20 protein-coding genes are annotated in these 24,495 nt (G+C 69.8%); 8 read left to right on the top strand and 12 right to left on the bottom strand.

The features are described from left to right. Positions 1-18: 18 nt before the first annotated feature. Positions 19-711 carry a histidine phosphatase family protein gene (locus ACYVF3_RS30340; protein WP_461157704.1) on the top strand — a complete coding sequence of 231 codons (693 nt, stop codon included), beginning with the start codon at positions 19-21 and terminating at the stop codon, positions 709-711. A gap of 18 nt (positions 712-729) precedes the next feature. On the opposite strand, the gene ACYVF3_RS30335 is transcribed toward ACYVF3_RS30340, so the two are convergent. The 3 genes from ACYVF3_RS30335 to ACYVF3_RS30325 are packed head-to-tail and all read right to left on the bottom strand — an operon-like array spanning position 730 to position 3,929. After that, on the bottom strand, positions 730-1,686 hold the full coding sequence (locus tag ACYVF3_RS30335) for an LLM class F420-dependent oxidoreductase (protein WP_461157703.1): 957 nt from the start codon (positions 1,684-1,686) through the stop codon (positions 730-732). A 19-nt stretch (positions 1,687-1,705) separates the two neighbouring features. Next, the gene (locus ACYVF3_RS30330; protein WP_461157702.1) at positions 1,706-3,232 is read right to left on the bottom strand and encodes an acyl-CoA synthetase; all 1,527 of its coding nucleotides are present in this window, start codon (positions 3,230-3,232) and stop codon (positions 1,706-1,708) included. A 40-nt stretch (positions 3,233-3,272) separates the two neighbouring features. Continuing rightward, positions 3,273-3,929 carry a PaaI family thioesterase gene (locus ACYVF3_RS30325; RefSeq protein WP_461157701.1) on the bottom strand — a complete coding sequence of 219 codons (657 nt, stop codon included), beginning with the start codon at positions 3,927-3,929 and terminating at the stop codon, positions 3,273-3,275. Between the two features lie 150 nt (positions 3,930-4,079). Here ACYVF3_RS30325 and ACYVF3_RS30320 point away from each other — a divergent pair, with 150 nt between their 5' ends. Then, positions 4,080-4,862 carry an IclR family transcriptional regulator domain-containing protein gene (locus tag ACYVF3_RS30320; protein ID WP_461157700.1) on the top strand — a complete coding sequence of 261 codons (783 nt, stop codon included), beginning with the start codon at positions 4,080-4,082 and terminating at the stop codon, positions 4,860-4,862. Between the two features lie 79 nt (positions 4,863-4,941). Here the strand turns inward: ACYVF3_RS30320 and ACYVF3_RS30315 are convergent, their stop codons facing one another. Then, positions 4,942-5,763 carry a glycine/sarcosine N-methyltransferase gene (locus ACYVF3_RS30315; RefSeq protein ID WP_461157699.1) on the bottom strand — a complete coding sequence of 274 codons (822 nt, stop codon included), beginning with the start codon at positions 5,761-5,763 and terminating at the stop codon, positions 4,942-4,944. A gap of 377 nt (positions 5,764-6,140) precedes the next feature. On the opposite strand from ACYVF3_RS30315, the gene ACYVF3_RS30310 reads away from it, so the two are divergent. Then, on the top strand, positions 6,141-7,160 hold the full coding sequence (locus tag ACYVF3_RS30310) for a glycoside hydrolase family 43 protein (protein WP_461157698.1): 1,020 nt from the start codon (positions 6,141-6,143) through the stop codon (positions 7,158-7,160). A gap of 59 nt (positions 7,161-7,219) precedes the next feature. Here the strand turns inward: ACYVF3_RS30310 and ACYVF3_RS30305 are convergent, their stop codons facing one another. The 4 genes from ACYVF3_RS30305 to ACYVF3_RS30290 form a co-directional block, all read right to left on the bottom strand. Then, complete coding sequence (locus ACYVF3_RS30305; protein WP_461157697.1) at positions 7,220-8,671, bottom strand: glutamate synthase subunit beta; 1,452 nt, start codon at positions 8,669-8,671, stop codon at positions 7,220-7,222. Next, positions 8,664-13,226 carry a glutamate synthase large subunit gene (gene gltB, locus ACYVF3_RS30300; RefSeq protein ID WP_461157696.1) on the bottom strand — a complete coding sequence of 1,521 codons (4,563 nt, stop codon included), beginning with the start codon at positions 13,224-13,226 and terminating at the stop codon, positions 8,664-8,666. Before gltB ends, ACYVF3_RS30305 begins: the two co-directional genes overlap by 8 nt. Before the next feature lie 436 nt (positions 13,227-13,662). Further along, positions 13,663-14,937, bottom strand: a complete 1,275-nt coding sequence (locus tag ACYVF3_RS30295) for a glycosyltransferase family 87 protein (protein WP_461157695.1) — start codon at positions 14,935-14,937, stop codon at positions 13,663-13,665. Positions 14,938-15,094: 157 nt separating this feature from the next. Continuing rightward, complete coding sequence (locus tag ACYVF3_RS30290; protein WP_461157694.1) at positions 15,095-15,580, bottom strand: MarR family winged helix-turn-helix transcriptional regulator; 486 nt, start codon at positions 15,578-15,580, stop codon at positions 15,095-15,097. Positions 15,581-15,624: 44 nt separating this feature from the next. Between ACYVF3_RS30290 and ACYVF3_RS30285 the strand changes: the two genes are divergently transcribed. Beyond that, positions 15,625-17,166, top strand: coding sequence for an FUSC family protein (locus ACYVF3_RS30285; RefSeq protein ID WP_461157693.1), 1,542 nt, complete (start codon positions 15,625-15,627; stop codon positions 17,164-17,166). 13 nt (positions 17,167-17,179) lie between these two features. Here the strand turns inward: ACYVF3_RS30285 and ACYVF3_RS30280 are convergent, their stop codons facing one another. Together ACYVF3_RS30280 and ACYVF3_RS30275 are read right to left on the bottom strand one after the other, a co-directional pair. Continuing rightward, on the bottom strand, positions 17,180-17,899 hold the full coding sequence (locus ACYVF3_RS30280; protein ID WP_461157692.1) for an ABC transporter ATP-binding protein: 720 nt from the start codon (positions 17,897-17,899) through the stop codon (positions 17,180-17,182). Beyond that, entirely contained in the window at positions 17,872-18,717 is an 846-nt protein-coding gene (locus tag ACYVF3_RS30275; protein ID WP_461157691.1) for an ABC transporter permease, read from the bottom strand. The genes ACYVF3_RS30280 and ACYVF3_RS30275 overlap by 28 nt, the downstream gene beginning before the upstream one ends. A 272-nt stretch (positions 18,718-18,989) precedes the next feature. Between ACYVF3_RS30275 and ACYVF3_RS30270 the strand changes: the two genes are divergently transcribed. Continuing rightward, complete coding sequence (locus ACYVF3_RS30270; protein ID WP_461157690.1) at positions 18,990-19,625, top strand: 4'-phosphopantetheinyl transferase family protein; 636 nt, start codon at positions 18,990-18,992, stop codon at positions 19,623-19,625. Between the two features lie 114 nt (positions 19,626-19,739). Then, positions 19,740-20,216 (top strand): MarR family winged helix-turn-helix transcriptional regulator, encoded by a 477-nt coding sequence (locus ACYVF3_RS30265; RefSeq protein ID WP_461157689.1) that lies wholly within the window; start codon positions 19,740-19,742, stop codon positions 20,214-20,216. Here ACYVF3_RS30265 and ACYVF3_RS30260 read toward each other — a convergent pair. Continuing rightward, complete coding sequence (locus ACYVF3_RS30260; RefSeq protein ID WP_461157688.1) at positions 20,213-21,739, bottom strand: 3-hydroxyacyl-CoA dehydrogenase; 1,527 nt, start codon at positions 21,737-21,739, stop codon at positions 20,213-20,215. The two genes, ACYVF3_RS30265 and ACYVF3_RS30260, sit on opposite strands and share 4 nt — an antisense overlap. Before the next feature lie 194 nt (positions 21,740-21,933). On the opposite strand from ACYVF3_RS30260, the gene ACYVF3_RS30255 reads away from it, so the two are divergent. Both ACYVF3_RS30255 and ACYVF3_RS30250 read left to right on the top strand, forming a co-directional pair. Next, positions 21,934-23,142: an acetyl-CoA C-acetyltransferase gene (locus ACYVF3_RS30255; RefSeq protein WP_461157687.1), complete on the top strand. Its 1,209-nt coding sequence runs from the start codon at positions 21,934-21,936 to the stop codon at positions 23,140-23,142. A gap of 112 nt (positions 23,143-23,254) precedes the next feature. Continuing rightward, positions 23,255-23,716 carry a PPOX class F420-dependent oxidoreductase gene (locus tag ACYVF3_RS30250; protein ID WP_461157686.1) on the top strand — a complete coding sequence of 154 codons (462 nt, stop codon included), beginning with the start codon at positions 23,255-23,257 and terminating at the stop codon, positions 23,714-23,716. 39 nt (positions 23,717-23,755) lie between these two features. Here ACYVF3_RS30250 and ACYVF3_RS30245 read toward each other — a convergent pair whose 3' ends face one another. Further along, a complete protein-coding gene (locus ACYVF3_RS30245) occupies positions 23,756-24,433 on the bottom strand; it encodes a DUF998 domain-containing protein (RefSeq protein WP_461157685.1) in 678 nt (225 codons plus the stop codon). Between the last annotated feature and the right edge of the window lie 62 nt (positions 24,434-24,495).

The following is a 24,495-nucleotide window of genomic DNA, read 5'->3' as shown; positions in this document are numbered from 1 at the left end:
CGCGGAGAGCGGAGCACCATGTCCGACGTCGAGTACCGGCAATCCACGTTCACACCGCCCGCCGGTGCCACCGACATCCTGCTGATCCGCCACGGCGAGTCCGCGCCTGCCGTGCCGGGCAAGCCCTTCGCCCTCGTCGACGGGCAGGGCGACCCGGAACTCGCCCCGGCCGGCCAGGAGCACGCCGAGCACGTCGGCAGACGGCTCGCCGGTGAGCACCTCGACGCCCTCTACGTCACCAACCTGCGACGCACCGCGGAAACCGCGGCCCCGCTGGCGGCCCTGCTCCAGCTGACGCCCGGGGTCGTGCGGGACCTGCGCGAAGTGCACCTCGGAGAGTTCGAAGGCGGGCTGTTCCGGCAGAAGGTGGCCCAGAACGACCCGATCATCCAGCGGATGCACGCCGAGGGACGGTGGGACGTCATCCCGGGCGCGGAATCCCGCGAGGCGCTGCGGGAGCGCGTCGGCGGCGCGATCGAGCGGCTCGCCGCCGCGCACCCGGACCAGCGCATCGCCGTGTTCACCCACGGCGGCGTGATCGGCGAGATCATGTCCATCGCCAGCGGAAGCCTGCCGATGGCCTTCCTGGGGGCGAGCAACGGTTCGGTCTCGCAGGTCGTGGTCACGGGTGAGCGCTGGATCGTGCGGCGGTTCAACGACACCGCGCACCTGGGCGGCGGACTGGACCAGCAGCCCGCCGCCCTCAGCTGACGCCGCGCTCAACCCGGCCTACTTCAGTCCCAACGCCCGGACGGCCTCGGTCGGGTCGCCCGGCGCGACGAGCGCGATCGCCGGGGTGGTGACGCCGTTGTCGACGTACTGCTGGATCCGCTCCCTGCAGTACTGGGCCGGGCCGTGCACCACCAGGTCGTCGACGATGCTGTCCGGGATCGCCTCGAGAGCGGCCTTGCGATCACCCTGATCCCACGCCTGCCACATCGGGGTGAACTCGTCGCGGCCCAGCCACTCGTGGAAAGCGCGGTAGACCGGGACGTTCATGTACGCCGCGATGTGCCGTCGCGCCAGCGCCCTCGCCGTGTCCGGGTCCGTGTCGGGCATGACGAAGATGCGGGCGACGACCTCCTTGTCCGGTCCGCCCTGCTGCACGTGGGGCACGACGGTGCGCACGTCGTCAGGCGAGAGCCAGTTGATGATCGCGCCGTCGGCCTCACGTCCCGCCAGCTTCAACATCCCCGGCCGCAGCGCCGCCACCAGCACCGGCGGCACCGGGTCGGCCACCAGGCCCGCGGTGAAACCCTTGACCTCGAAGGTCTCGTAGGACTCGGTGACCTTCTCCCCGCGCAGCGCCTGCCGCAGGAACCGCACGGTGTCGCGCACCCGCTTGTAGGGCTCCTCGAAGGGGATCCCGTTCCAGCGTTCCACGATCACGTTCGACGAGGTGCCCACGCCCAGGGCGAAGCGGCCCGGGGCCGCTGCGGCGAGGGTCGCAGCGCTCATCGCCAGGGTCGCCGGCCCGCGGGTGTAGACGGGCACGATCGCGGTTCCCAACCGCAGCTGCGGCGCCCACGTGGCGGCCAGCGCAAGCGGGGTGAACGCATCGGCACCGTTGGCCTCCGACGACCACACGTCGGTGTAGCCGAGGTCGGGCAGTTCGGCGATGAGCTCACGCTGCTCGGGCAGCGAGAGCTCGGGCAGCGGGACGGAGATGCCCCAACGTCGATCCACGGTTATCCCTTTCGATCAATCACGTGTAGCGGGCTTTGAGCTTGCCCTTCACGAGCTTTCCGGTCGGTGTGCGCGGCATGTCGGCGACGAAGTCGACGCTGCGCGGCACCTTGTAGCGCGCCACCCGCTCACGCGCGTGGTCGATGATCTGCCGCTCGAGCTCCGGTCCCGGTTCGACGCCCGGCGCGGGCTGCACCACGGCCTTGACCGTCTCGCCCATCTCGGGGTCCGGCACGCCGAAGACGGCCACGTCGAGGATCGAGGGGTGCAGCGCCAGCACGTCCTCGACCTCCTGGGGGTAGATGTTGACCCCACCGGAGATGATCATGAACGCCTTGCGGTCGGTGAGGAACAGGTACCCGTCCTCGTCGACGTAGCCGAGGTCGCCGGTGGTCGCCCAGTTGTTGTGCCCGGGGTGCTTGGCCGAGCGCGTCTTGTCGGGATCGCCGAGGTACTCGAACTCGATCTCCTCGCGCTCGAAGAACACCGTCCCGACCTCACCCACGGGGAGCTCGTTGCCCTCGTCGTCGCAAACGCGGACGATGCCCAGCAGCGGGCGTCCCACCGAGCCCTGCTTCTCCATCCACTGCGCGGAGTCGATCATCGTCATGCCGATGCCCTCCGTCGAGGAGTAGTACTCCTGCAGGATCGGGCCCCACCACTCGATCATCGCCCGCTTGACCTCGATCGGGCAGGGTGCGGCGGCGTGCACCGCGTTGCGGTGGCTGGAGAGGTCGTAGCGGTGGCGGGTGGCCTCGTCGAGCTTGAGCATCCGCACGAACATGGTCGGCACCCACTGGCTGTGGGTGACCTGGTAGCGCTCGATGGCGCGCAGCGCCTGCTCGGGATCGAAGCGCTCCATCATCACCACGGTTCCGCCGATGGCGTGCACCGAAGCGCAGTACCGCAGCGGGGCGGCGTGGTAGACCGGCGCCGGGGAGAGGTAGACGGTGTCCTCGTCGAAGCCGTAGAAGCCGCGCAGCAGGTCCACCAGGATGTTGCCCGGTTCGTGCACCTGACGGTCGGGCAGCTCCGGGCGAATTCCCTTGGGCCTACCGGTGGTTCCGGAGGAGTACAGCAGGTCGGTGCCGCACGGCTGCACCGCCGGGACCTCCGTGGACGCCGTGGCGAGCGCCTGCTCGTAATCGTCGAAGCCCGCGACCGGCCCGCCGAACGCCAGCCGGACCCGGACGTTGGTGAGCTCCGCGACGTGCTCCGGCAACTCCCCCAGCCCTGCCGACACCACCAGGGCGTTCGCCCCGGAGTCGTTGACGATGTAGGCGACCTCGTCGGGCTGCAGGTGGCTGTTGACCGCGCAGACGTACATGCCCGAGCGCACCGCTGCCCAGTACGCCTCGTACGCGTGCAGGTCGTTGTCGGAGAGCAAGGCGACGACGTCGCCCTTGCTCAGGCCCGCTTCGCGCAGCGAGTTGGCCAGTCGCAGCGAGCGGTCGTCGAGCTCTCGATAGGTCAGCACCTCGCCCGATCCGGCCATGATCAGCGCCGGTTTGTCGGGCGTGGTGGCGGCGTGGACACCTGGGTACATGCGGTTCCTCCTTGAACCTCGCGTACCGCGTTCGATTACCTCACCTGGCGAGCCCCTCGACCTTCCCGAAGAGCCTGCTGGACTGTTCGGCGCTGGGAACGACGAACTTGCCCTCGGCCTCCACCAGCACGGCGTCCGGGGCGTCCGCGGCGCAGATCGTGGCCCTCGACTCGGTCCAGCGGCCGTCGACCCGCTCGATGCGGCCGACGATCCGCAACGGAGTGCTCAGCGGCACCGGCCGCCGGTAGCGCAGCGACAGCTGCACCGTCATGCCCGGAGGAGCTCCTCCCGCGGCGTGGGCGTGCCCGAGGATCTGGTCGAGCAGCATCGCGCTCATGCCGCCGTGCACGTAGCTCGGCGGCCCCTCGTAGGCCAGGCCCAAGGTGCAGGTGCCCACGGCGGCGCCGTCGACGACCTCCACGTGCATGGGCGGAGCGATCGGGTTGCCCGGGCCGACCGCAGGGCTGTAGAGACGGCGAGGGCGTTGCCCGTCGTCGACGGTGGCCAGCTGGCCGCGCTCGCGGCGCACTGCGTCCAGCGGGGGCACCAGCTCGCGAACCTGCGCGGTGATCTCCCGCAGGGTCTCGCTGTCCGCCTCGGTGGACACCGCGGCGTCGGTGAGATCGCGCAGCGCGGACCCGAGCTCCCGCGCCGCCTGCCGGCGTTCCCGCAGTTCGTCTTCGCTCTCGGCGGTCACGTTCGCTGATCCCTCCGGGTTTCGATCAGATTCCGGCCTTCAGTTAAACCCGTACCACGCCCTCCAGTCCAGACAGACCGGCCGGTCGGTATGAGTTCTTTCCGGCCCCGGACCGATTAGGCTGCGGACGGAGTCGAACCGGGAGGTGTCGTGCCGCAACAGCGTGGAGAGCACTTCGTCCGCGCGGTGGAGCGGACCATGTCCGTGCTGCGAGCGTTCACCGCCGAGCAGGCAGAGCTGTCGCTGACCGAGGTCGCTCAGGCCGCCGAGCTGGACCGGGCGGGCGCTCGCCGGATCCTGCTCACCCTCGTCGAGCTCGGCTACGTCCGCCAGGCCGACCGGCGCTACGCGCTGACCCCGCAGGTGCTGGAGTTCGGCCACGCCTACCTCACCAGCCGCTCGCTCCCGCAGGTCGCTGAGCCGCACCTGCAGGAGCTGACCAAGCAGGTGCGCGAGATGACCGCGCTGGCGGTGCTGGAGGGAACGGAGATCCGCTACGTCGCCGCGGTCCCGAGCCCGAAGCTGCTGTCGGTGGCGATCCCGGTCGGCGCCCGCTACCCGGCCCACGCCACCTCGATGGGCAAGGTCCTGCTCGCGGCCGTCCCACCGGAGCGGCTGGAGGCGAACCTGCGCTCAGTGGAGCTGGCTCGGCTGACCCCGCACACCGTCACGACCCGCGAACAGCTGCTGGCCGAGCTGGCGACGGTGCGCAAGCGGGGGTTCGTGATCGCCGACGACGGGCTCGAGGAGGGGCTGCGCGGAGTGGCGGTCCCCGTTCGCGATGCCGACGGCCGGGTGTTCGCCGCGGTCAGCGTCTCGCTGGACAAGCACAGCTCCACCGAGGAAGGCGTCGCGCGGGAGATCGTTCCACTGCTGGCCCGCACCGCCGCCCGCATCGAGGGCGATCTGCGAGCGCGGCCCGATACCCGGTGAGAACACCGGATTTCGGGCCGCCCTGCGCAGGCTGCCGCGCTCGCACCGACTCAGCCGGTGATGGCGCGGAGCCGAACTGTCAGAGTTCTTCGACGTAGCTCTTCTCCACCACGTGGATGAAGAAGTCCGGCTCGTCGACCGGCTGCTCCTGGAAGTCGCCGTAGGTCTCGATCCGCTGGAACCCGACGTCACGCAGCAGGCCGCACAGGTAGTCCTTGCGCAGCGGGTACATGTTCAGGTGGTACTCGCTGCCGTCCGGGAACTCGTACCGGTACCGGGCCAGACCCTCGTCGACGTGGTCCGGGACCGCGTCGACCTCGGTGCCGCAGTAGTAGTAGCTGCTCTTGCCGCCTGCCTTGCCGTCCAGCAGCGCGTCGTAGTTGCGCTGGTCGATGATGAGCACGCCGTCGTGCTTGAGCATCGCGTAGAACTCGGCGAGGGCCTTGCGGCGATCGTGCTCGTTGAACAGGTGCGTGAAGGAGTTCCCCAGGCAGATGACGGCGTCGAACTCGCCGTGCACGTCCCGGTTCAGCCAACGCCAATCGGCGTTGACCACGCGCAGCAGGTGCCCACCGTTGTTCAGGCCGTTCCGGAAGGCCTTGGCCAGCATCTGCGGGCTGCCATCGGCGCTGACGGTCTCGAACCCGGCCTCGATGAGCCGGACCGAGTGGAACCCGGTGCCGGTGGCCACGTCCAGCACGCTGCGGACGCCGCGAGCCTTCAGCTGGTCGACGAAGAAGCGGCCCTCACCCTCCGCTCGACGTTCCCAGTCGATCAGGTCGTCCCACTTGTCGACCATTCCACCCACGTATTCCTGGGTGTAGTGGCCGGTTTCGCGGACTTCCAGCGGGTTTTCACCGAAGGCCTGCTCTTGAACACCGGTCAGGACGTTCTGCGTCATGCTCCCATTCCTCGAATCGCTCGACGTTGATGCGGCGCGCGCGACCGCCGAATTCATCCACCGGAATTCCGATGTGCACGACGCTAGTCCGGGAATTCCACGCAGCAAGTATCAATTCCCGCCGATGCGACGGAAATCAGCACCGGAGGATCGCTCGGACGACGCGTCCGATGCGCTCCGACCAGTCGGTTCTCCCGTGATCGCATCCGCTCCCGCGCTGCGGCATCCTCGTCTTCGAACGGTTCGCCCAGCGAATGCCGCGATCACTGGGCGAACTCGACACCATCCCCAGGACGGGTTACCCGCCTGACTTCGAATGCCACGCCGAGGGGCGGAAATCGTTCTGCCACGGTTGCATTCGCACCACGGTGAGCAGAGTGCGACACCGATCAGCTCTCTCCCGCCGGACCGTGCTGTCCGGCGCTCTGGCCGCCGGAGCCCTCGCGATGACCAGCAACTCCGCAGCGTCGGGTGCACCAGCGCGCTTCCACAACCCACTCGCGCTCAGACGTGCGGACCCGCACGTCTGCAGGCACACCGACGGCACCTACTACTTCACCGCTACGGTCCCCACCTACGACGAGGTCGTGCTCCGCCGCTCCAGGAACCTGCCGGGGTTGAGCACCGCAGAGGAGCACGTGCTGTGGCGCAGGCCCGACAGCGGCGAGATGAGCAGGCACATCTGGGCGCCGGAACTGCACCACGTCGACGGAAGCTGGTACGTCTACGTCGCGGCGGGCAGCTCGGATGACGTCCAGTCCATCAGGATGCACGTGCTGGAGAACTCCAGCCCCGACCCGCTGACCGGGACATGGGTCGAACGCGGGCCGATCCGCACCCCGTGGGACACCTTCGCCCTCGACGCCACGACCTTCGAGCACCGTGGTGTGCGGTACCTGTCGTGGGCCCAGCGCGAACCGGGCATCGAGACGAACTCGAACCTCTACCTGGCTCCCCTGGACGAGCCCTGGACGCTCGGCGGCGAACCGGTTCGCCTGTCGACCCCGACCTACGACTGGGAGACCCGGGGCTTCCGGGTCAACGAGGGGCCCGCGGCGCTCATCGGCGAGGACCGCGTGTTCCTGGCCTACTCGGCCAGCGCCACCGACAGCAACTACTGCCTGGGGCTGCTGAGCGCGCCCGCGGACGCGGACCTGCTCGACGCCGCCTCGTGGGGCAAGAGCCCGGAACCGGTGTTCACCACGAACGTGGCAACCGGCCAGTACGGCCCGGGGCACAACAGCTTCACCGTCGCCGAGGACGGCACGAACGTGCTCGTCTACCACGCTCGTCCGTACGACGCCGAGGTCGGCGACGTCAACCGGCACGCCAGGTTGCAGACCTTCGGCTGGAAGCAGGACGGCTCACCGGACTTCGGAGTCCCCGTACCGGACTGACAACGCGAAGAGCGGTGCCCCGGGGGAGGAACCGGGGCACCGCTCTCATGCGCTCTGACTCAGACCATCGGGCGGTCGGTCGGCTCGATAGGCGCCGGGAGCACGTCCCGACCGACGAGGTACCGATCCACCCCGGCGGCCGCGGAACGACCCTCGGAGATGGCCCACACGATCAGCGACTGGCCACGGCCCATGTCGCCCGCGCTGAACACGCCGTCCACGCTGGACATGAAGTTCTCGTCCCGCGCCACGTTGCCGCGCGGGTCGAACTCCACGCCGAGGTCCTCCAGCAGACCCGGCTTCTCCGGACCGACGAAGCCCATCGCCAGCAGGACCAGCTGCGCCGGGATCTCCCGCTCGGTGCCGGGCACCGGCTCGAAACCGGACTCGCCGCGCTGGACCTCGACGAGCCGCAGCGCCTGCAGCGAACCCTGGTCGTCACCCACGTACTCCTGGGTGTTGACCGAGTACAGCCGTTCGCCGCCCTCCTCGTGGGCCGAGGTGACCCGGTAGAGCATCGGGTAGGTCGGCCACGGGTGCGCCTCGGAGCGCTCCGCGGGCGGCTGCGGCATGATCTCCAGCTGCGTCACCGACGCCGCGCCCTGGCGGTGCGCGGTGCCGACGCAGTCGGCACCGGTGTCGCCGCCGCCGATGACGACGACGTGCTTGCCACCGGCGTGGATCGAGGGGCGCTCGAAGTCGCCCTCCTGCACCTTGTTGGCCAGCGGCAGGTACTCCATCGCCTGGTGCACGCCGTCCAGCTCGCGGCCCGGCGCCGGCAGGTCGCGGGCCTGCGTGGCACCACCGGCGAGCACGACCGCGTCGTAGTCGGCCCGCAGCTGCTCCACGGTGACGTCCACACCGACGTTGACCCCGGTGCGGAACTCCGTGCCTTCGGCGCGCATCTGCCCGAGCCGCCGGTCGAGCCGGCTCTTCTCCATCTTGAACTCGGGAATGCCGTAGCGGAGCAGCCCACCGACGCGGTCAGCGCGCTCGTAGACCACGACGCTGTGACCCACCCGGGTCAGCTGCTGCGCGGCGGCGAGCCCGGCAGGGCCCGAGCCGATGACGGCGACCTTCTTGCCGGTCTGCTTCGGCGGGAGCTGCGGCGTGACGTACCCGGATTCCCAAGCCTTGTCGATGATGGAGATCTCGACCTGCTTGATGCTCACCGGGTCGCTGTTGATGCCGACGACGCACGCCGCCTCGCACGGGGCAGGGCACAAGGTCCCGGTGAACTCCGGGAAGTTGTTGGTCGCGTGCAGCCGGTCGATCGCCGACTCCCAGTCCTCCCGCCACACCAGGTCGTTCCACTCGGGAATCAGGTTCCCCAGCGGACAGCCCTGGTGGCAGAACGGAATTCCGCAGTCCATGCAGCGACCGGCCTGCTTGGTCAGCTTCGGCTGCTCGAACTCGAGGTAGACCTCGCGCCAGTCCTTGATGCGCACGTCCACCGGGCGACGCTGCGGGGTCTCCCGCGGCGTCGTCATGAATCCCTTGGGGTCAGCCATGAGCCGCCTCCATGATCGCCTCGTTGACGTCGCGCCCTTCGCGCTCGGCCGCGCTCTGCGCTTCGAGCACGCGCTTGAAGTCGCGCGGCATGACCTTGCCGAACCGCTCGACCGCGGTGTCCCAGTCGGCGAGCAGCTCGCGGGCCACCGCCGACTCCGTCTGCTCGTAGTGCCTGCGCACCCGGTCGTGCAGGAACTCGCGGTCTTCGTCGTCCAGCGCTTCCAGGTCGACCATCTCGGGGTTGATCCGCTGCGGATCGACGTCCAGCACGTAGGCGACACCGCCGGACATGCCGGCCGCGAAGTTCCGCCCGGTCGTACCGAGGATCACGGCGCGGCCACCTGTCATGTACTCGCAACCGTGGTCGCCAACGCCCTCGACGACGGCGATGGCACCGGAGTTGCGCACGCAGAACCGCTCGCCGACGATGCCGCGGACGAACAGCTCGCCGCCGGTGGCTCCGTAGAGCAGCACGTTGCCGGCGATGATGTTCTGCTCGGCCACGAACGGCGCCTTCGCGTCGGGACGGACCACGATCCGCCCGCCGGAGAGGCCCTTGCCGACGTAGTCGTTGCCGTCACCGAGCAGGCGCAGGGTGATGCCGCGCGGGACGAACGCACCGAAGGACTGCCCGGCCGAGCCGGTGAAGGTCACGTCGATGGTGTCGTCCGGCAGGCCTTCGCCGCCCCACCGCCGGGTCAGCTCGGAACCGAGCATCGTACCGACGGTCCGGTTCACGTTGCGCACCGGGAGGTCCAAGCGAACCGGGGTGCCTTCCTTGAGCGCGCCCTCGGACAGCTGGATCAACGTGTTGTCCAGCGCCTTGTCCAGACCGTGGTCCTGCTCGGTGGTCTGGTGCAGCGACGCGCCCTCGGGCAGCTCCGGCACGTGGGTGATCGGACCGAGGTCCAGGCCCCGGGTCTTCCAGTGCCGGACGGCGTCGGAGGTGTCGAGCAGGTCCGCGTGCCCGATCGCCTCCTCCAGGGAGCGGAAACCGAGCTCCGCCAGGTACTCCCGCACTTCCTGGGCGATGAACTCGAAGAAGTTCACCACGTACTCGGCCTTGCCCGAGAACTTCTCGCGCAGCTTCGGGTTCTGCGTGGCCACGCCGACCGGGCAGGTGTCGAGGTGGCAGACCCGCATCATGATGCAGCCCGAGACCACGAGCGGAGCGGTGGCGAAGCCGTACTCCTCGGCACCCAGCAGCGCGGCGATCACGACGTCGCGACCGGTCTTGAGCTGGCCGTCGGTCTGCACCACGATCCGGTCGCGCAGGTCGTTGGCCAGCAGCGTCTGCTGCGTCTCGGCCAGGCCCAGCTCCCAGGGACCACCGGCGTGCTTGATCGACGACATCGGCGAAGCACCGGTGCCGCCGTCGTGACCCGAGATGAGCACGACGTCGGCGTGGGCCTTGGAGACACCCGCCGCGACCGTGCCGACACCCACCTCGCTGACCAGCTTGACGTGAATGCGCGCCTGGGGGTTGGCGTTCTTCAGGTCGTGGATCAGCTGGGCCAGGTCCTCGATCGAGTAGATGTCGTGGTGCGGAGGCGGCGAGATCAGCCCGACGCCCGGCGTGGAGTGCCGGGTCTTTGCGACCCACGGGTACACCTTGCCGCCGGGCAGCTGACCGCCCTCTCCCGGCTTTGCCCCCTGGGCCATCTTGATCTGGATGTCGTCGGCGTTGACCAGGTATTCGCTGGTCACACCGAAGCGACCGGAGGCCACCTGCTTGATCGCCGAGCGGCGCGAGTCGCCGTTGGCGTCCGGCGTGAACCGGTCGGCGTCCTCGCCGCCCTCACCGGTGTTGGACTTGCCGCCGAGGCGGTTCATCGCGATCGCCAGGGTTTCGTGCATCTCCTGCGAGATCGACCCGTAGGAGATGGCGCCGGTGGCGAAGCGCTTCACGATGGAGGCGACGGACTCGACCTCCTCCACCGGCACCGGCTTGCGCACGCCCTCGCGGAACTTGAACAACCCGCGCAGCGTCATCAGGTCGCGCGACTGGTCGTCGACGGCCTCGGTGTACTCCTTGAACACCTCGTAGCGCCCGGAGCGCGTGGAGTGCTGGAGCTTGAACACCGTCTTCGGGTTGAACAGGTGCGGTTCGCCGTCGCGGCGCCACTGGTACTCGCCGCCGACCGCCAGCGAGCGGTGCGGGGCGTGGACGCCGTCGACCGGGTACGCGCGGCGGTGCCGCTCGGCGACTTCCTGCGCCAGCACGTCGAATCCGACTCCGCCGAGCCGCGACGTGGTGCCGGTGAAGCAGCGCTCCACGACTTCCTCGCCGAGCCCGATGGCTTCGAAGATCTGCGCGCCGGTGTAGGAGGACACAGTGGACACGCCCATCTTGGACATCGTCTTGCGCACGCCCTTGCCCAGCGCCTTGATCAGGTTGGCGGTGGCGTGCTCGGCGTCGGTTCCCTTGATGACGCCGGTGTTGACGAGGTCCTCGACGGTGGCCATTGCCACGTAGGGGTTAACGGCAGCGGCGCCGTAACCGATGAGAAGAGCGACATGGTGCACTTCGCGGACGTCGCCGGCTTCGACGATCAAGCCCACCTGGGTGCGGTCCTTCTCCCGCACCAGGTGGTGGTGCACCGCACCGGTCGCCAGCAGCGACGGGATGGGCGCCCGCTCCGCGTCGGCCTGGCGGTCCGACACCACGAGGACGTGCGCGCCGTCGGCGACGGCGGCCGAGACCTCTTCGCAGATCTCCTCGAGCCGCGTCTTCAGCGCCGCTCCCCCACCGGAGACCTGGTAGGTGGCGTCGATGACGGCGGGCTTGAGCTCCGGGCGGTCACCGTCGTCGTTGATGTGCACGATCTTGGCGAGCTGGGCGTTGTCGAGCACCGGGAACGGCAGCACCAGCTGGTGGCACGCCTCCGGGTCGTGGCCGAGCAGGTTGTGCTCCGGCCCGACGTGGGTGCTCAGCGACGTCACGAGCTCTTCGCGGATCGCGTCCAACGGCGGGTTCGTGACCTGGGCGAACAGCTGGGTGAAGTAGTCGAACAGCTGCCGCGGGCGTTCCGACAGCGCGGCGAAGGCGGTGTCGTTGCCCATGGAGCCGATCGGCTCGGCGCCGGTGGTGGCCATCGGCTGCAGCAGCACCCCGAGCTCTTCCTGGGTGTAGCCGAAGACCTGCTGCCGGTGCACCAGCGAGTCGTGGGAGGGCAGTTCGCGCTCGCGCTCGGGCAGGTCGCCCAGCCGCACGACGCCACCGTCCAGCCACTCCTTGTACGGGTACTCCTCGGCGAGCTCGCCCTTGATCTCGTCGTCATCGATGATCCGGCCGGCCTCGGTGTCGACCAGGAACATCCGGCCCGGCTGCAGGCGGCCCTTGCGCACGACCTTCTCGGGCTCGAACTCCAGCACGCCGACCTCGCTGGCCAGCACGACGAGTCCGTCCTCGGTGACCCAGTAGCGGCCGGGGCGAAGACCGTTGCGGTCCAGCACCGCACCGATCTGGGTGCCGTCGGTGAAGGCGACGAGGGCCGGGCCGTCCCACGGCTCCATCAGGTAGTTGTGGAACTCGTAGAACGCCTTGCGCTTCGGGTCCATCTCGGCGTGGTTCTCCCACGCCTCGGGGATCATCATCAGCACGGAGTGCGGCAGCGAGCGACCACCGAGGTGCAGCAGCTCCAGGACCTCGTCGAAGGTCGCCGAGTCGCTGGCCTCCGGCGATGCGATCGGGTACAACCGCTGGAGCTCACCGGGGATGAGATCGGTGTCGAGCATGCTCTCGCGGGTCCGCATCCAGTTGCGGTTGCCCTTGACCGTGTTGATCTCACCGTTGTGCGCGATGAACCGGTACGGGTGCGCCAGCGGCCAGGACGGGAACGTGTTCGTGGAGAACCGCGAGTGCACCAGACCGATCGCGCTGGCGAAGCGGTCGTCACCCAGGTCCGGGTAGAAGGCGCCCAGCTGCGTCTCGGTGAGCATGCCCTTGTAGACGATGGTCCGGGCGGAGAGGCTCGGGAAGTACACGTTGGCTTCGTGCTCGGCGCGCTTGCGCACGCAGAAGGCGCGACGCTCGAAGGCCAGCGCCGACTCGGCCTGCTTCCCGTCCGGGGTGCCGATGAACAGCTGCCGGAAGTGGGGCATCGTCTCGCGCGCTGCGGTACCCGCGCTGTCCGCGGCGATGGGGACCTCGCGCCAGCCCAGCAGTCGCAGGCCTTCCTCTGCCACGATCCGGTCGATGATGGCCACGGCGTCCTCGGCCGCCGTCTCATCGGCGGGCAGGAAGGCCGTACCGGCCGCGTAGCTGCCGGCTTCGGGCAGTTCGAACGGCACGACGGCGCGGAAGAAGGCATCCGGGATCTGGGTCAGCAATCCGACACCGTCACCGGTCTCGGGGTCAGCGCCCTTCGCACCGCGGTGTTCCAGGTTGCGCAACGCGGTCAGTGCTTTGTCAACCAGGTCGTGACTCCGCCGACCGCGGAGGTCGGCGACGAATGCGACACCGCAGGCGTCGTGCTCGTTGGCCGGGTCATACAGACCACTGGCTCGGGCGCTGCGCTGCGCCACGCTTCTTGCATGGTGGGATTGGGGCATCGGACCTCCCGTCGACAGGCTGCAGCGCGCAGCAGGGCATGAATCACCCACTGCGAACCGCGGGAGCCTTTGGGGGCACTGACAAATGTAAGGATGCGCCGTTGCACTCTTGGTCAGTTTGAGGCACTGTACAGACCCAGCGACCCAAAAGCTACCGCTAGGTAACACGAAGTTGAGAGAACATGACATCTCTCAGAGGGTGAGACGTCGTTGTCGCTCGGGCCGAGAGTCCGAGGAATTGTGCACCACGAATCTGCCCTAAGGCGACAGCTGGCGATCATCAGTGGTGTTATTCACGATCCCGTTGCACGGCAGCGAATGTGTCCCGAATCGCAGCGCACACCATTCGGATTCGGTTCAGACCGAGCGCGATATCCGTAATTGTCGGCGCACTGTCCGTGCGCACATGCCCGATCACCCGAATGCGCAAGCGCTTTCAGACACCGGCCGGTTCCGGAAGCGGCGCGGGCCGCACCTGCGGAGTCGGCCGCTGGCGCCGGGCGTTGCGCACCAGCAGGCCGATCAGAACCAGCCCGAGCAACGCGTAGGGATTTCCGAACGTGTGGGCCACCACGTCCCACGGAGGGCCTGCGGGCATCCAGTTGAACGCCGCGGCCAGGACTGTGACCAGCGTCCAGCCCGCCACGGCCAGCCAGCCGACACTGCGCAGACGGACCGCGCAGGCGAGCAGCACCAGCAGACCGGGAGCGACCCACACCCAGTGGTCGGACCACGAGGTGGGCGAGATCAGCAGTGCCAGCAACGCATTGGCCATCACCGCCAGCACCGGTTCCACCCGGCGGATCGCGAACACGACCGCGATCGTCACGCCGACCGACAGCACCAACCAGACGCCGTTCTGCGCGATGGCGGGCAGTTCCATGCGAGCCAGCGCTCCCATGATGGATTGGTTCGTGTGGAACGCGGATCCGCTCACCCCGTGCGCAGGCCCCTTCCCGAACCAGTACTCCACCGCGGCGGAGAAGTTCAGCGCGAACCCGGACAGCGTGGCCAGCACCGCGCTGGCCACCGCCACGACCGCAGCGCGGTAGTCCTTGCGGAAGAGCAGGAAGAGCAGGAAGGCCGCCGGGGTGAGCTTGATGGCAGCGGCCAGCCCGATCAGCAGGCCGCGCGGCCAGCGCGGCGATTCGGCCAGGCAATCGGCCATCACCAGGCCCATCAGCAGGATGTTGACCTGCCCGAGCCCGAAGGACGAGTAGACGGGCTCCAGGAAGAGCGTCCAGGGCAGCAGCACCATGGCCACGGCCAGCGCCCCTCGCCGCCCCACCGCGGCCCACAGGTGCCGCGTCACCAGGTACAACGCACCGCCGATGGCGAGCAGGTCCAGCAGGTAGAGCAGGATCAGCCCCGCGCTGAACGGCAGCAGCGCCAGCGGCGCCAGCGGCGCCAGCGCGAACGGCGGGTACACCCACGGCAGGACGCGACCGATGCTCACCGTCGGAGCGGTGTTCATGATGTCGCCGCCGGCCAGCCAGGTGTGCACCGCCCAGCGGTACACCTGGTAGTCGATGGCCGATTCCTCACCGATCCCGGCGCGCGGCGTGAGCAGCAGCAGACCGAGCGCGGCCAACACCAGCGGGATGCCCATCAGCGTGATCGCGCGCGAGTTCGCCAGCACGAAAACGCGGAGGCGGCCGGGCAGACCGCCGAGGTGCAGATCAGGGACCGAGCCGATCCGTACCGTGGCCACCCTGTGTCCTCTCGTCCGAGCGGCACCGGCCATCGCGTGCGTGATCGGCCGATCACACCGAGTTCGCCAAGCCGCAGGAATTCCCCGGTGAAAGCCGGAAAACCTTAACCCACGGAACACGACGTCCCGCAGTCGGCTCGCCGGGGCGGACGGATCTTCAACCAGCCAGGTCCATCGGCGCCAGGACCTTCGCCAGCAGTTCACCCAACCGTGCCCGTTCCTCCTCGCCGAGCGGGGCCAGCAGCGCCCGCTCGTGCTCCAGCTGAGCGGGGAAGACCCGGTCGATGACCTTGCGTCCGCGTTCGGTCAGCCGCACGTCGACCTCGCGCCGGTCGCGGGCCGAGGTGTTGCGCGTGATCAGGCCGTCTTCCTCCAGCCGCGCGAGGCGCTTGGTGGTGGCGGCACCGGACGACAGCATCTCCCTGCTCAGCTGGCTGGGTCGCAGGTCACCCCCGCCCCGGCGCAGCGCGCTGAGCACCTCGAACTCCATCCGGGACAGCCGCAGCTCGTCGAGGACCTCGTCGTGCCGCTGGTTGGTGAGCGCCGCGAGCCTGCGCACGCGACCGATGACTTCGACGGGCGTGAGGTCCAGGTCCGGATACTGCTCGCTCCACTGCTCGCGGATCCGTCCGACGACGTCCAACGTCACACTCCTTCACGAGTAAAACACCTTGTAGCATTTTACCTGTGAACGGTTATGTGCTCCAGACCCTGCGGACCCGCGATGCCCTCAAGTTCACGTCGATGTTCGGCGGCGTGCTGATCCCGGCCCTCCGGGTCGGCGCCTCCTACGCCCTGCCGATCGTGGCGCTGCTGATCGCAGACCGCGTGGAGCTGGCACCGTTCGCCGCGCTGGGCGCCTTCACCTCGCTGTACTGCCGGGTCGACCCGTACGGGCGCAGGGCCTGGCTGCTGCCGGTGGTGGCGGTAGGTCTGACCGCGAGCGTGGCGGCCGGTGCGGTCGTCTCGGCCGCGGGCGCCGGAGGCGTGACCAAGGTCGTGGTCCTGACGGTGGTGGCGACGCTGGCCAAGCTGCTGGCGGACGTGCTGCGCGTGGGACCGCCCGGCGGGCTGATGTTCGTCTTCGCCGCCGGAGCCGCCGCGTACTCACCTCAGTCCTGGGGCGGGGTCGCCGGTGCCGTCGCGATCGCCGCCTCCTCAGCGGCGCTCTCGTACGCGATCAGCATGCTCGGCGGACTGCTCCACCCGACCGGCCCGCACCGGCTCAGCACCGCGAGAGCGCTGCTGGCCGTCGCCGATCACCTGGAGGCGCCGAGCGCCGGTACCCGCAGCCGCGCCCACGCCGCCGTGCACCACGCGCTGAACTCGCTGCCTACCGGCGAGCGCCGGACGACGACGCGGCTGCGCGCCCACCTCGCGCATGCCGACCACCTGCTGCACCACCCGGCCGACACGTCCGCGGAACTGCGCAGGACGGCGAAGAGGGTGCGACGCGGCCGGGTGCCCGCCGCGCAGCTGGACCGCCCGACACCCAGGCCGGTGGCGGCCGGTCGCGCGAGGATCGCCGAGTTCCGCACGGGCGCCGTGCGGATGGCCGTGGCCGCGCTGGTCACCGGGCTGCTCGCCTCGACCTTCCAGCTGGATCACGCCTACTGGGCCGTGGTCTCGGTCAGCTCGGTGCTGCAGTCCCACAACACCGCGACCACCTGGCAGCGGGCCCTGCAGCGCAGCGCGGGCACCATCGCTGGTTCGCTGCTGGCGCTCGGGATCTTCGCGGCGAATCCGTCACCGGCGATGATCCTGGTGGTGATCGTGCTCTGCCAGATCGCCGCCGAGCTGGTGGTGATGTCCAACTACGGACTCGGGCTCACCTTCGCCACTCCCCTGGCGCTGTGCTTGGCGACCTTGGGACACCCGGCGGAGCCCGTGCACCTGGTAGCCGAACGCGTCGGCATGACGCTGTTCGGCGCGCTGCTGGGCGTGTTGGTCTGCCTGGCGCTCACCAACGACAGGGCGCGCACCCGCTTGCGCGAGGCCGTGGAGACGTGCCGCACCGCGACTCTGGAGCTGCAACGCTCACCCGCCGATCCGGCGGTGCGCGACCGGCTGGTGGGCGCGGTGTTCGCGTTGCGCGACGCACACCGGGTCGCCGCGGGCGAGCCGCTGCGCCCGCACCACGGCGATCAGGAGGTGCTCGACGTCGAGCACCACGCCTACCTGGAGCTGTCGGCCACCGCCGCCCCGGCCTCCAGCACCCGGGCGGGCTGACCGCCGCGGGCGCTCACTCCACGCCGAGCCGGGCCAGCAGCTCCGCGCGCAGCGCCACGAACTCCGGGTCGCCGACCTCGCGCGGGCGCGGCAGGTCCAGCACGCGGTCGTAGCCGATGCGGCCTTCGTTCATCACCAGCACGCGGTCGGCCAGCAGCAGGGCCTCCTCCACGTCGTGGGTGACCAGCAGGATCGCGCAACCGTGCCGCTGCCACAGCTCCCCGACCAGCTTCTGCGCCTTGATCCGGGTCAGCGCATCCAGCGCCGAGAACGGCTCGTCGAGCAGCAGCAGGTCCGGCTCGCGGACGAGGGCGCGCGCCAACGACGTCCGCTGCGCCTCACCACCGGAGAGCACCTTCGGCCACACGTCCACCCGGTGACCGAGCCCGACCTCCTCCAGAGCCGCGACCGCGCGCTGCTTGTCGGGACGACCGGGCAAGCCGAGAACGACGTTGTGCCACACGCGTTTCCACGGCATGAGCCGCGGCGCCTGGAACGCGACCGCACGACGTTCGGCCACTTCGACCTCTCCGGTGACCTCCTGGTCGAGATCGGCGAGGATGCGCAGCAGCGTGGACTTGCCGCAACCGCTGGGCCCCAGCAGCGCGACGAACTGACCGGGCTCGATGTCGAGGTCCAGTCCGTCGAGGACCGCGCGGTCGCCGAAGCTTCGCGAAAGCCCCCGCACCGAAGCCGGTTTCGTGGTCACTTCCCGCTGAACGCCGGTCGCCATGCCAGCACCACCCTTTCCAGTCCGCGAACGATGAAGTCGGCGATGAGGCCGAGCAGGGCGTAGAGGACGAGGCAGACGACGATGACGTCGGTCTGGAAGAACTCGCGGGCGGTGTTCATCTCGTACCCGATGCCCGCGGAGGCGTTGATGGTCTCGCCGAAGACCAGGGCCAGCCACGCCGACCCGAGCGCGTAGCGCAGCCCGACCAGGGCGTTGGGCATGGCCGCGGGCAGGATCACGTGGCGAACCTGCGCGAACGGCCCGAGCCCGAGCGTCTTCGCGGCCTCCACAAGGCCGGCGTCGACGTTGCGGATGCCGCCGTAGATGTTCATGTACAGCGGAAAGGTCACCGCGAGCGCGATCAGCACGATCTTGGGTTCCTCGCCGATGCCGAACCAGATGATCAGCAGCGGGATCAGCCCGATGACCGGGACCGTGCGCAGCATCTGCATCGGAGCGTCGATGATGTCCTCACCGCGGCGGAAGAGCCCGGACAGCGTCGCCAGCAGGGTCGCGGCCACCACGCCGATCGCCAGACCGGCGCCGACGCGCTGCAGCGACACCGCGATCGCCTCCTGCAGCCGCCCCTCCTCGAACAGCTCGGCACCGGTCTCCACCACGGTGGCCGGCGAGGCGAGCGTGTCGTCGCTGAGCACTCCGGTGGCGCTGAGGGCCTGCCACAGGGCGACGAGAGCGATCGGGCTGAACAGCTTGAAAACCCAACGGGGGAGGCGGGATTCGCGTCGGGCGGTGCGGGTGCGAACCTGGGTGACGGGTATCGGACCACCCGTCGGCACGGACGTGAGGTGTGCGGTCATCAGAGCTCCACGAGCGTGGGCGGACATGCGGAAGCGACCGCCGGAGACAGCTCAGCACGGCGGCGCGGAGAAGAAGCGGGAAGCGGTCGTCAGGCGCGACAGAGCGCCGAGGACACGCGTGAGAGGTCCACGTAGCCCCGGATCGTCAGTAGCACCGACGGGATCATGCTGAGAACGCTAGACCGCCCGCCGTGCGCTGTAAACGGCGCTTCACGGACTGAGACGCCGAACCGTCCGCCCTGGTCAGGTGCCCGATGAGCTAGGTTGTCGGAGTGATCGAGGAGCTCCTGCCCGCCGGGGTGGCCACCGCCGAGACCGTCGACGACCCGCCCGAGGCGACGCTGTTCGACGCCGAAGCGGCCGAGATCGCCAAGGCCGTCGCCACGCGGCGGCGCGAGTTCACCAGCGGCCGCTGGTGCGCCCACCGGGCGATGCGCGCGCTGGGAGTCGAACCGGTGCCGCTGCTCCGGGGCGAACGCGGAGCGCCGCAGTGGCCCGCCGGGGTCGTCGGCAGCATCACGCACTGCGCCGGCTATCGCGGCGCGGCGGTGGCGCGCGGTCGTGAGTTCCGCTCGGTGGGCATCGACGCGGAGCAGCACGAACCGCTGCCGGACGGCGTGCTCGACGTCGTCTCTCGCCCGGAGGAGCGCGAGCACGTCGCCGAGCTCGCGACCCGCGAGCCGGGCACGTGCTGGGACCGGATCCTGTTCAGCTGCAAGGAATCGGTGTACAAGACCTGGTACCCGGTCACCGGCGAGTGGCTCGGTTTCGAGGACGCCGAGCTGGAGTTCTCAGCGGGCGCGTTCACCGCGCGGTTGCGCAAGACCGCGTGCGGCCTGACCGGTTTCACCGGCCAGTGGCTGGTCCGCGACGGGTTGGTCCTCTCCGCCATCGCGCTTCCGGGGTAGCCTCCCCGGGACGGGCGGTGCAGCGCGAGAAGAACGTCTTCCTCAGAAGCGACTTTCTTGAAAACGTCTTTCATGTAACATCCCTCTGCACCGGCATCAGCGAGGGAGCGTTGCGTGAACGAGGCGATCAGTCCGGACGGCGCCGTCGACGATAACGAGATCGTCACCTGGTGGGGCCTGGTCATCGAGGGCTACCACGTCACGGCCGCGAAGCTGGCCAGCGCGATCATGGACGGCTACGGACTGCCGATGGCGTCGCTGGACATCCTGCTCCGGCTCGTGCGCTCACCCGACAACCGGATGCCCATGACCAAGCTCGCTCGTGAAGCGGCGCTGAGCAGCGGCGGTTTCACCAAGGTGGCCGACCGGCTCGCGAAGGCGGGGCTGATCCGCCGCGTGCCCAGCGAGACCGACCGCCGCGTGACCTTCGCCGAGCTCACCGACCACGGGCTGGACGTGGCTGATCGCGCCCGGGCGACCTCCGCGCAGGTCCTGCGCGAGCACGTCCTGGCACCGCTGGGCGGCAAGGATTCCCGCGCCCTGGCCGAGGCCATGCGCACGCTCCGCGAAGCGAATTCGCCGCAGGACTAGAGCACGTCGGACACACCCGTGCCGGTCACGTCGAGCGGCAGGCCCAGCTCAGCGCGTTCGACCAGCCACCGGCTCGGCCGGTACCGGGGGTCCCCGGTGGCCGAGTGCAGGGCGCGCAGGACGCTCAGCACACGGCGCGCGCCGGCCTGCTGACCCCACTCCAGCGGCCCGAGCGGGTAACCCAGCGCGAGGCGCACGGCCGTGTCGATGTCCCCCGGCGTCGCGAGCCGCTGCTCGGCGATGAAGCAGCTGGTGTTGACGATCGCGGCGAGCAACCGCTGAGCGATCATCCCCGGTCCGTCGCGCACGACGGTCACCGCGCGCCCGGTCGCCGCCAGCGCCGCCCACGCGGCACGCGCCACGTCGACTCCGGTGGCCGGGTGCACGCTCAGGGTGCAGCGGGTGGCGTTGCTCAGCGGGTCCACGCCGCAGACCCGTTCCGCGGGCAGGCCCCCCGACAGCGCCGCCGATGCCGCGCTGTGCCCGAACGGCGTCAGCAGCACGACCGCCGCGGAACTCGGCTCGTCACCGCACTCGACCGCAACGCCGGCATCGGCCAGTGAATCGAGCAGTTCGGCGTCGTCGGACCACACGGGTGCGCGCGCCACCTCGGGCGCGGCGGGCTCGGGGCTCTCCTGCTTGACGCCGTCCTCGTAGCGGTAGAAGCCCTCGCCGGTCTTGCGGCCGAGGAGACCGGCTTCCAGCCGGGTGCGGGTGATCGGCGACGGACGCAGCCGGGGATCGCCGTAGTAGCCGGCGAAGATGCTCTCCATCGCCGGGTGCGTGACGTCCAGCGCGGTGAGGTCCATCAGCTCGAACGGTCCCATCCGCAGACCGAGGACGTCCCGTCCGACGCGGTCGACGTCCTCGGGCGTGGCGAGGCCTTCGCCGAGGATCTGCAGCGCTTCGGTGACCAGACCGCGCCCGGCGTGGTTGACCAGGAACCCCGGTGTGTCGGTGGCCCGCACCGGCGTGTGCCCCAGCCTGCGGACCAGTGCGGTGAGGGCCTCCGCCAGGTCGGACGCCGTGCGGGCCCCCGGAATGACCTCGACCAGGCGTATCAGCGGAACCGGGTTGAAGAAGTGCAGCCCGGCGAGCCGGCTCGGGTCCGCCAGCGCCGTGGCGATCGAGGTGACCTGCAGCGAACTGGTGTTGGTGGCGAACACGACGTGCTGCGGGAAAGCGCGCTCCAAGCCGGCGAAGAGCTCGCGCTTGGTCTCGAGGTCCTCGCGCACCGCCTCGACGACCAGATCGCAGTCGGATGGGTCCAGCGGGTCGGAGATCGGGACGAGCCGGCCGGTGGCGGCAGCGGCCTCCTCGGCGCTCATCCTCCCCTTGCCCGCGAGCTTGTCGTACATCCGGCCGATCTCGGCGACCGCGGTCCGCACGGCCTCAGGGCGTGCGTCGGCGAGCTGGACGGTGATGCCGGCGGCCGCGCAGATCTGCGCGATCCCGCGTCCCATGACGCCGGTGCCGATCACCCGCACGGTCTTCACGCGCTCAGCCCACTCGCCCGGCAGCATGCTCGACTCCTCCGTTGGACGCACCGATTCGGGTCAGCTTCGCACGGGTCGCCGAGAGCGTCCAATACCGAATTCGTGCTCCGGTGAGACGCGGAAGAACATAATCGCCGCTGTTTACGGTGGGCTCCCGCGCTGTGCTACCAACGACACAACGACGTCCGAAACGGCGGCGTACCAACGCGAAGGAGCTAGCGATGCGCGAAGCGGTGATCTGCGAGCCGCTGCGAACCCCGATCGGACGGTTCGGCGGAGTGTTCAAGACCGTCTCAGCGGTGGAACTGGCCACCACCGCGATCAAGGGCTTGCTGGAGCGCACCGGGCTGCCCGGCGAGGCGATCGACGAGGTCGTCCTCGGCCACTGCTACCCCACCTCGGAGGCCCCGGCGATCGGCCGGGTCGCCGCCCTGGACGCCGGACTTCCCGTCGAGGTCGGTGGCACCCAGATCGACCGCCGCTGCGGTTCGGGCCTGCAGGCCGTCCTCGACGCCGCGATGCAGGTGCAGACCGGGGTCAGCGACGTCGTGCTGGCCGGTGGCGCCGAGAGCATGAGCAGCGCGCCGTTCTACACGACCGAGGCGCGGTGGGGCGTGCGCGGCAGCGGCCTCCAGCTGCACGACTCGCTGGCCCGGGGCCGCACGACGGCGGGAGGCAAGGACCACCCGGTGCCGGGCGGGATGCTCGAGACCGCCGAGAACCTGCGCCGCGAATACGGCATTCCGCGCGCCGAGCAGGACGAGCTGGCCGTCCGCTCGCAGCAGCGGGCCGCCGAAGCCCAGCAGGCGGGCCGTTTCGACGACGAGATCGTTCCGGTCGCAGTGCCCTCCCGCAAGGGTGACGTCGTGGTCGACACCGACGAGCACCCGCGGCCGGACACCACCGAGGAGCAGCTGGCCGGGCTCAAGCCGGTGCTGGGCAAGAACGATCCCGAGGCGACCGTGACCGCGGGCAACGCCAGCGGCCAGAACGACGCCGCGGCGATCTGCGTGGTCACCACTCCCGAGAGGGCCGCCGAGCTCGGACTCCGCCCGCTCGTGAAACTGGTGTCGTGGGCGCGGGCAGGCGTGCCTCCGCGCACCATGGGCATCGGGCCGGTGCCCGCCACCGCCAAGGCCCTGCAGCGAGCGGGGATCGGTCTCGCCGAGGTGGACCTCATCGAGCTCAACGAGGCGTTCGCGGCGCAGGTGCTGGCCTGCACCCGCGAGTGGGAGTTCACGCACGCCGACTTCGACCGGCTCAACGTCAACGGTTCCGGCATCTCCCTGGGACACCCGGTCGGCGCCACCGGTGGCCGGATCTTGGCGACGCTGTCGCGGGAGATGCAGCGCCGGAACGCCCGCTACGGCCTCGAGACGATGTGCATCGGGGGCGGCCAGGGTCTCGCTGCGGTCTTCGAGCGCATCTAGGAACAGCGCAACGCCGACGGTCTCCCGCTGTCCACAGTGGATGGCGGGCGACCGCCCGCCTCGCGGGCTAGGCTGGAAGGCGTTCCCTGCGATCTGTTTCGAGGAGCTGTTCATGGCGATCGCCACCGCAGACAAGGTCGACCGCGAGGCGCTTCTGGAGTTCCTCCGGCCGCGGCACAAGGCAGTCCTGATCACCACGAAGGCGGACGGCGGACCGCAGATGTCTCCGCTGACGTGCGGTGTGGACACCGACGGGCGGCTGGTCATCGCGACCTACCCGGACCGGGCCAAGGCCCGCAACCTGCGCCGGAACCCCCGGGCATCGGTGTGCGTGGTCTCCGACGAGTGGAACGGCCCGTGGGTTCAGGTCGACGGCACGGCCGAGGTGCTCGACATGCCCGACGCCCTGGAAGGCCTGGTCGAGTACTTCCGGTGCATCTCGGGTGAGCACCCGGACTGGGACGAGTACCGAGAGGCGATGGTCCGTCAGGACAAATCCCTCATCCGGATCACCATCGAACGCTGGGGCCCGATCGCCACCGGCGGGTTCCCGCCGCGCCTGGCCCAGGACTGAGCACTCCTCCGACGCCCCGGTCCCGCGAGGGCCGGGGCGTCAGGCCGTCCTGACCCGCACGTTGAAGGCGCGGGAGAAGTGCGCGCTGCGCAGGAACTGCGCGAGCATCAGCAACCAGCCGAACCCGACGCACAACGCGATGCGCTGGTAGAGCCCGGCGTAGGGCTGGAAATCGGGAATCCCGGCGAATCCCAGCACCGCGAGCACGAACCCCGCGGCGAAGGCCACCGCCGTCACGAGGCAGAACGCGGCCCACCACGGGTGCCTGGCGCCCCAGAACAGCCGCGCCAGCAGCGCGCTAGCCGCGGGGAACCCCAGGAACACGCCGGCCGAGAAGAACTGGTGCAGCGCTCCTGTCGCGGTGATCCCGCCCGCCACGCCCGGCGGATAGCCGTTGATCGGGTCCGTGGTGAAGAAACCGGCGCCGATGAGCCCGACACCGACTGCGATGATCAGACCGGGGACCCACCAGTCGCCGCCCAACCGCAGCAGCACCGACCGCATCCCGAACGCGGAACTGGTCACCAGAACCCCGCTGATGCAGAAGCTCACCGCCTGCGCCCAGCCGAGCGAGCCGATGGCCAGCGAGCTCACCGGGTGGCGGAGCGGGTCGTATCCCGACTTCACCGAGCCCAACACCAGGAACACCGCCACGAACAGCACCGCGCCCGCGGTCCCGCAGCGGAGCAGCGTCCGTTCATCCCGTGCCTGCAACATGCGCGGGAGCCTAGCCGTTGACATCACCTCCGGATCCCACGGTCGTTACCAGCGCCACTCCC

The organism is Saccharopolyspora tripterygii (genome assembly GCF_054778355.1).
Note: the sequence above shows the minus strand (reverse complement) of the source record. Positions and strands in the feature narration are given on the sequence as shown.

Excerpts from the sequence above, each read along its gene's own strand:
- ACYVF3_RS30250 (WP_461157686.1), top strand. The coding sequence starts at position 23,255 with ATGGCGATCGCCACCGCAGACAAGGTCGACCGCGAGGCGCTTCTGGAG.
- ACYVF3_RS30245 (WP_461157685.1), bottom strand. The coding sequence starts at position 24,433 with ATGTTGCAGGCACGGGATGAACGGACGCTGCTCCGCTGCGGGACCGCG.
- gltB (WP_461157696.1), bottom strand. The coding sequence starts at position 13,226 with ATGCCCCAATCCCACCATGCAAGAAGCGTGGCGCAGCGCAGCGCCCGA.
- ACYVF3_RS30305 (WP_461157697.1), bottom strand. The coding sequence starts at position 8,671 with ATGGCTGACCCCAAGGGATTCATGACGACGCCGCGGGAGACCCCGCAG.
- ACYVF3_RS30315 (WP_461157699.1), bottom strand. The coding sequence starts at position 5,763 with ATGACGCAGAACGTCCTGACCGGTGTTCAAGAGCAGGCCTTCGGTGAA.
- ACYVF3_RS30330 (WP_461157702.1), bottom strand. The coding sequence starts at position 3,232 with ATGTACCCAGGTGTCCACGCCGCCACCACGCCCGACAAACCGGCGCTG.
- ACYVF3_RS30280 (WP_461157692.1), bottom strand. The coding sequence starts at position 17,899 with ATGGCGACCGGCGTTCAGCGGGAAGTGACCACGAAACCGGCTTCGGTG.
- ACYVF3_RS30340 (WP_461157704.1), top strand. The coding sequence starts at position 19 with ATGTCCGACGTCGAGTACCGGCAATCCACGTTCACACCGCCCGCCGGT.
- ACYVF3_RS30260 (WP_461157688.1), bottom strand. The coding sequence starts at position 21,739 with ATGCTGCCGGGCGAGTGGGCTGAGCGCGTGAAGACCGTGCGGGTGATC.
- ACYVF3_RS30255 (WP_461157687.1), top strand. The coding sequence starts at position 21,934 with ATGCGCGAAGCGGTGATCTGCGAGCCGCTGCGAACCCCGATCGGACGG.
- ACYVF3_RS30275 (WP_461157691.1), bottom strand. The coding sequence starts at position 18,717 with ATGACCGCACACCTCACGTCCGTGCCGACGGGTGGTCCGATACCCGTC.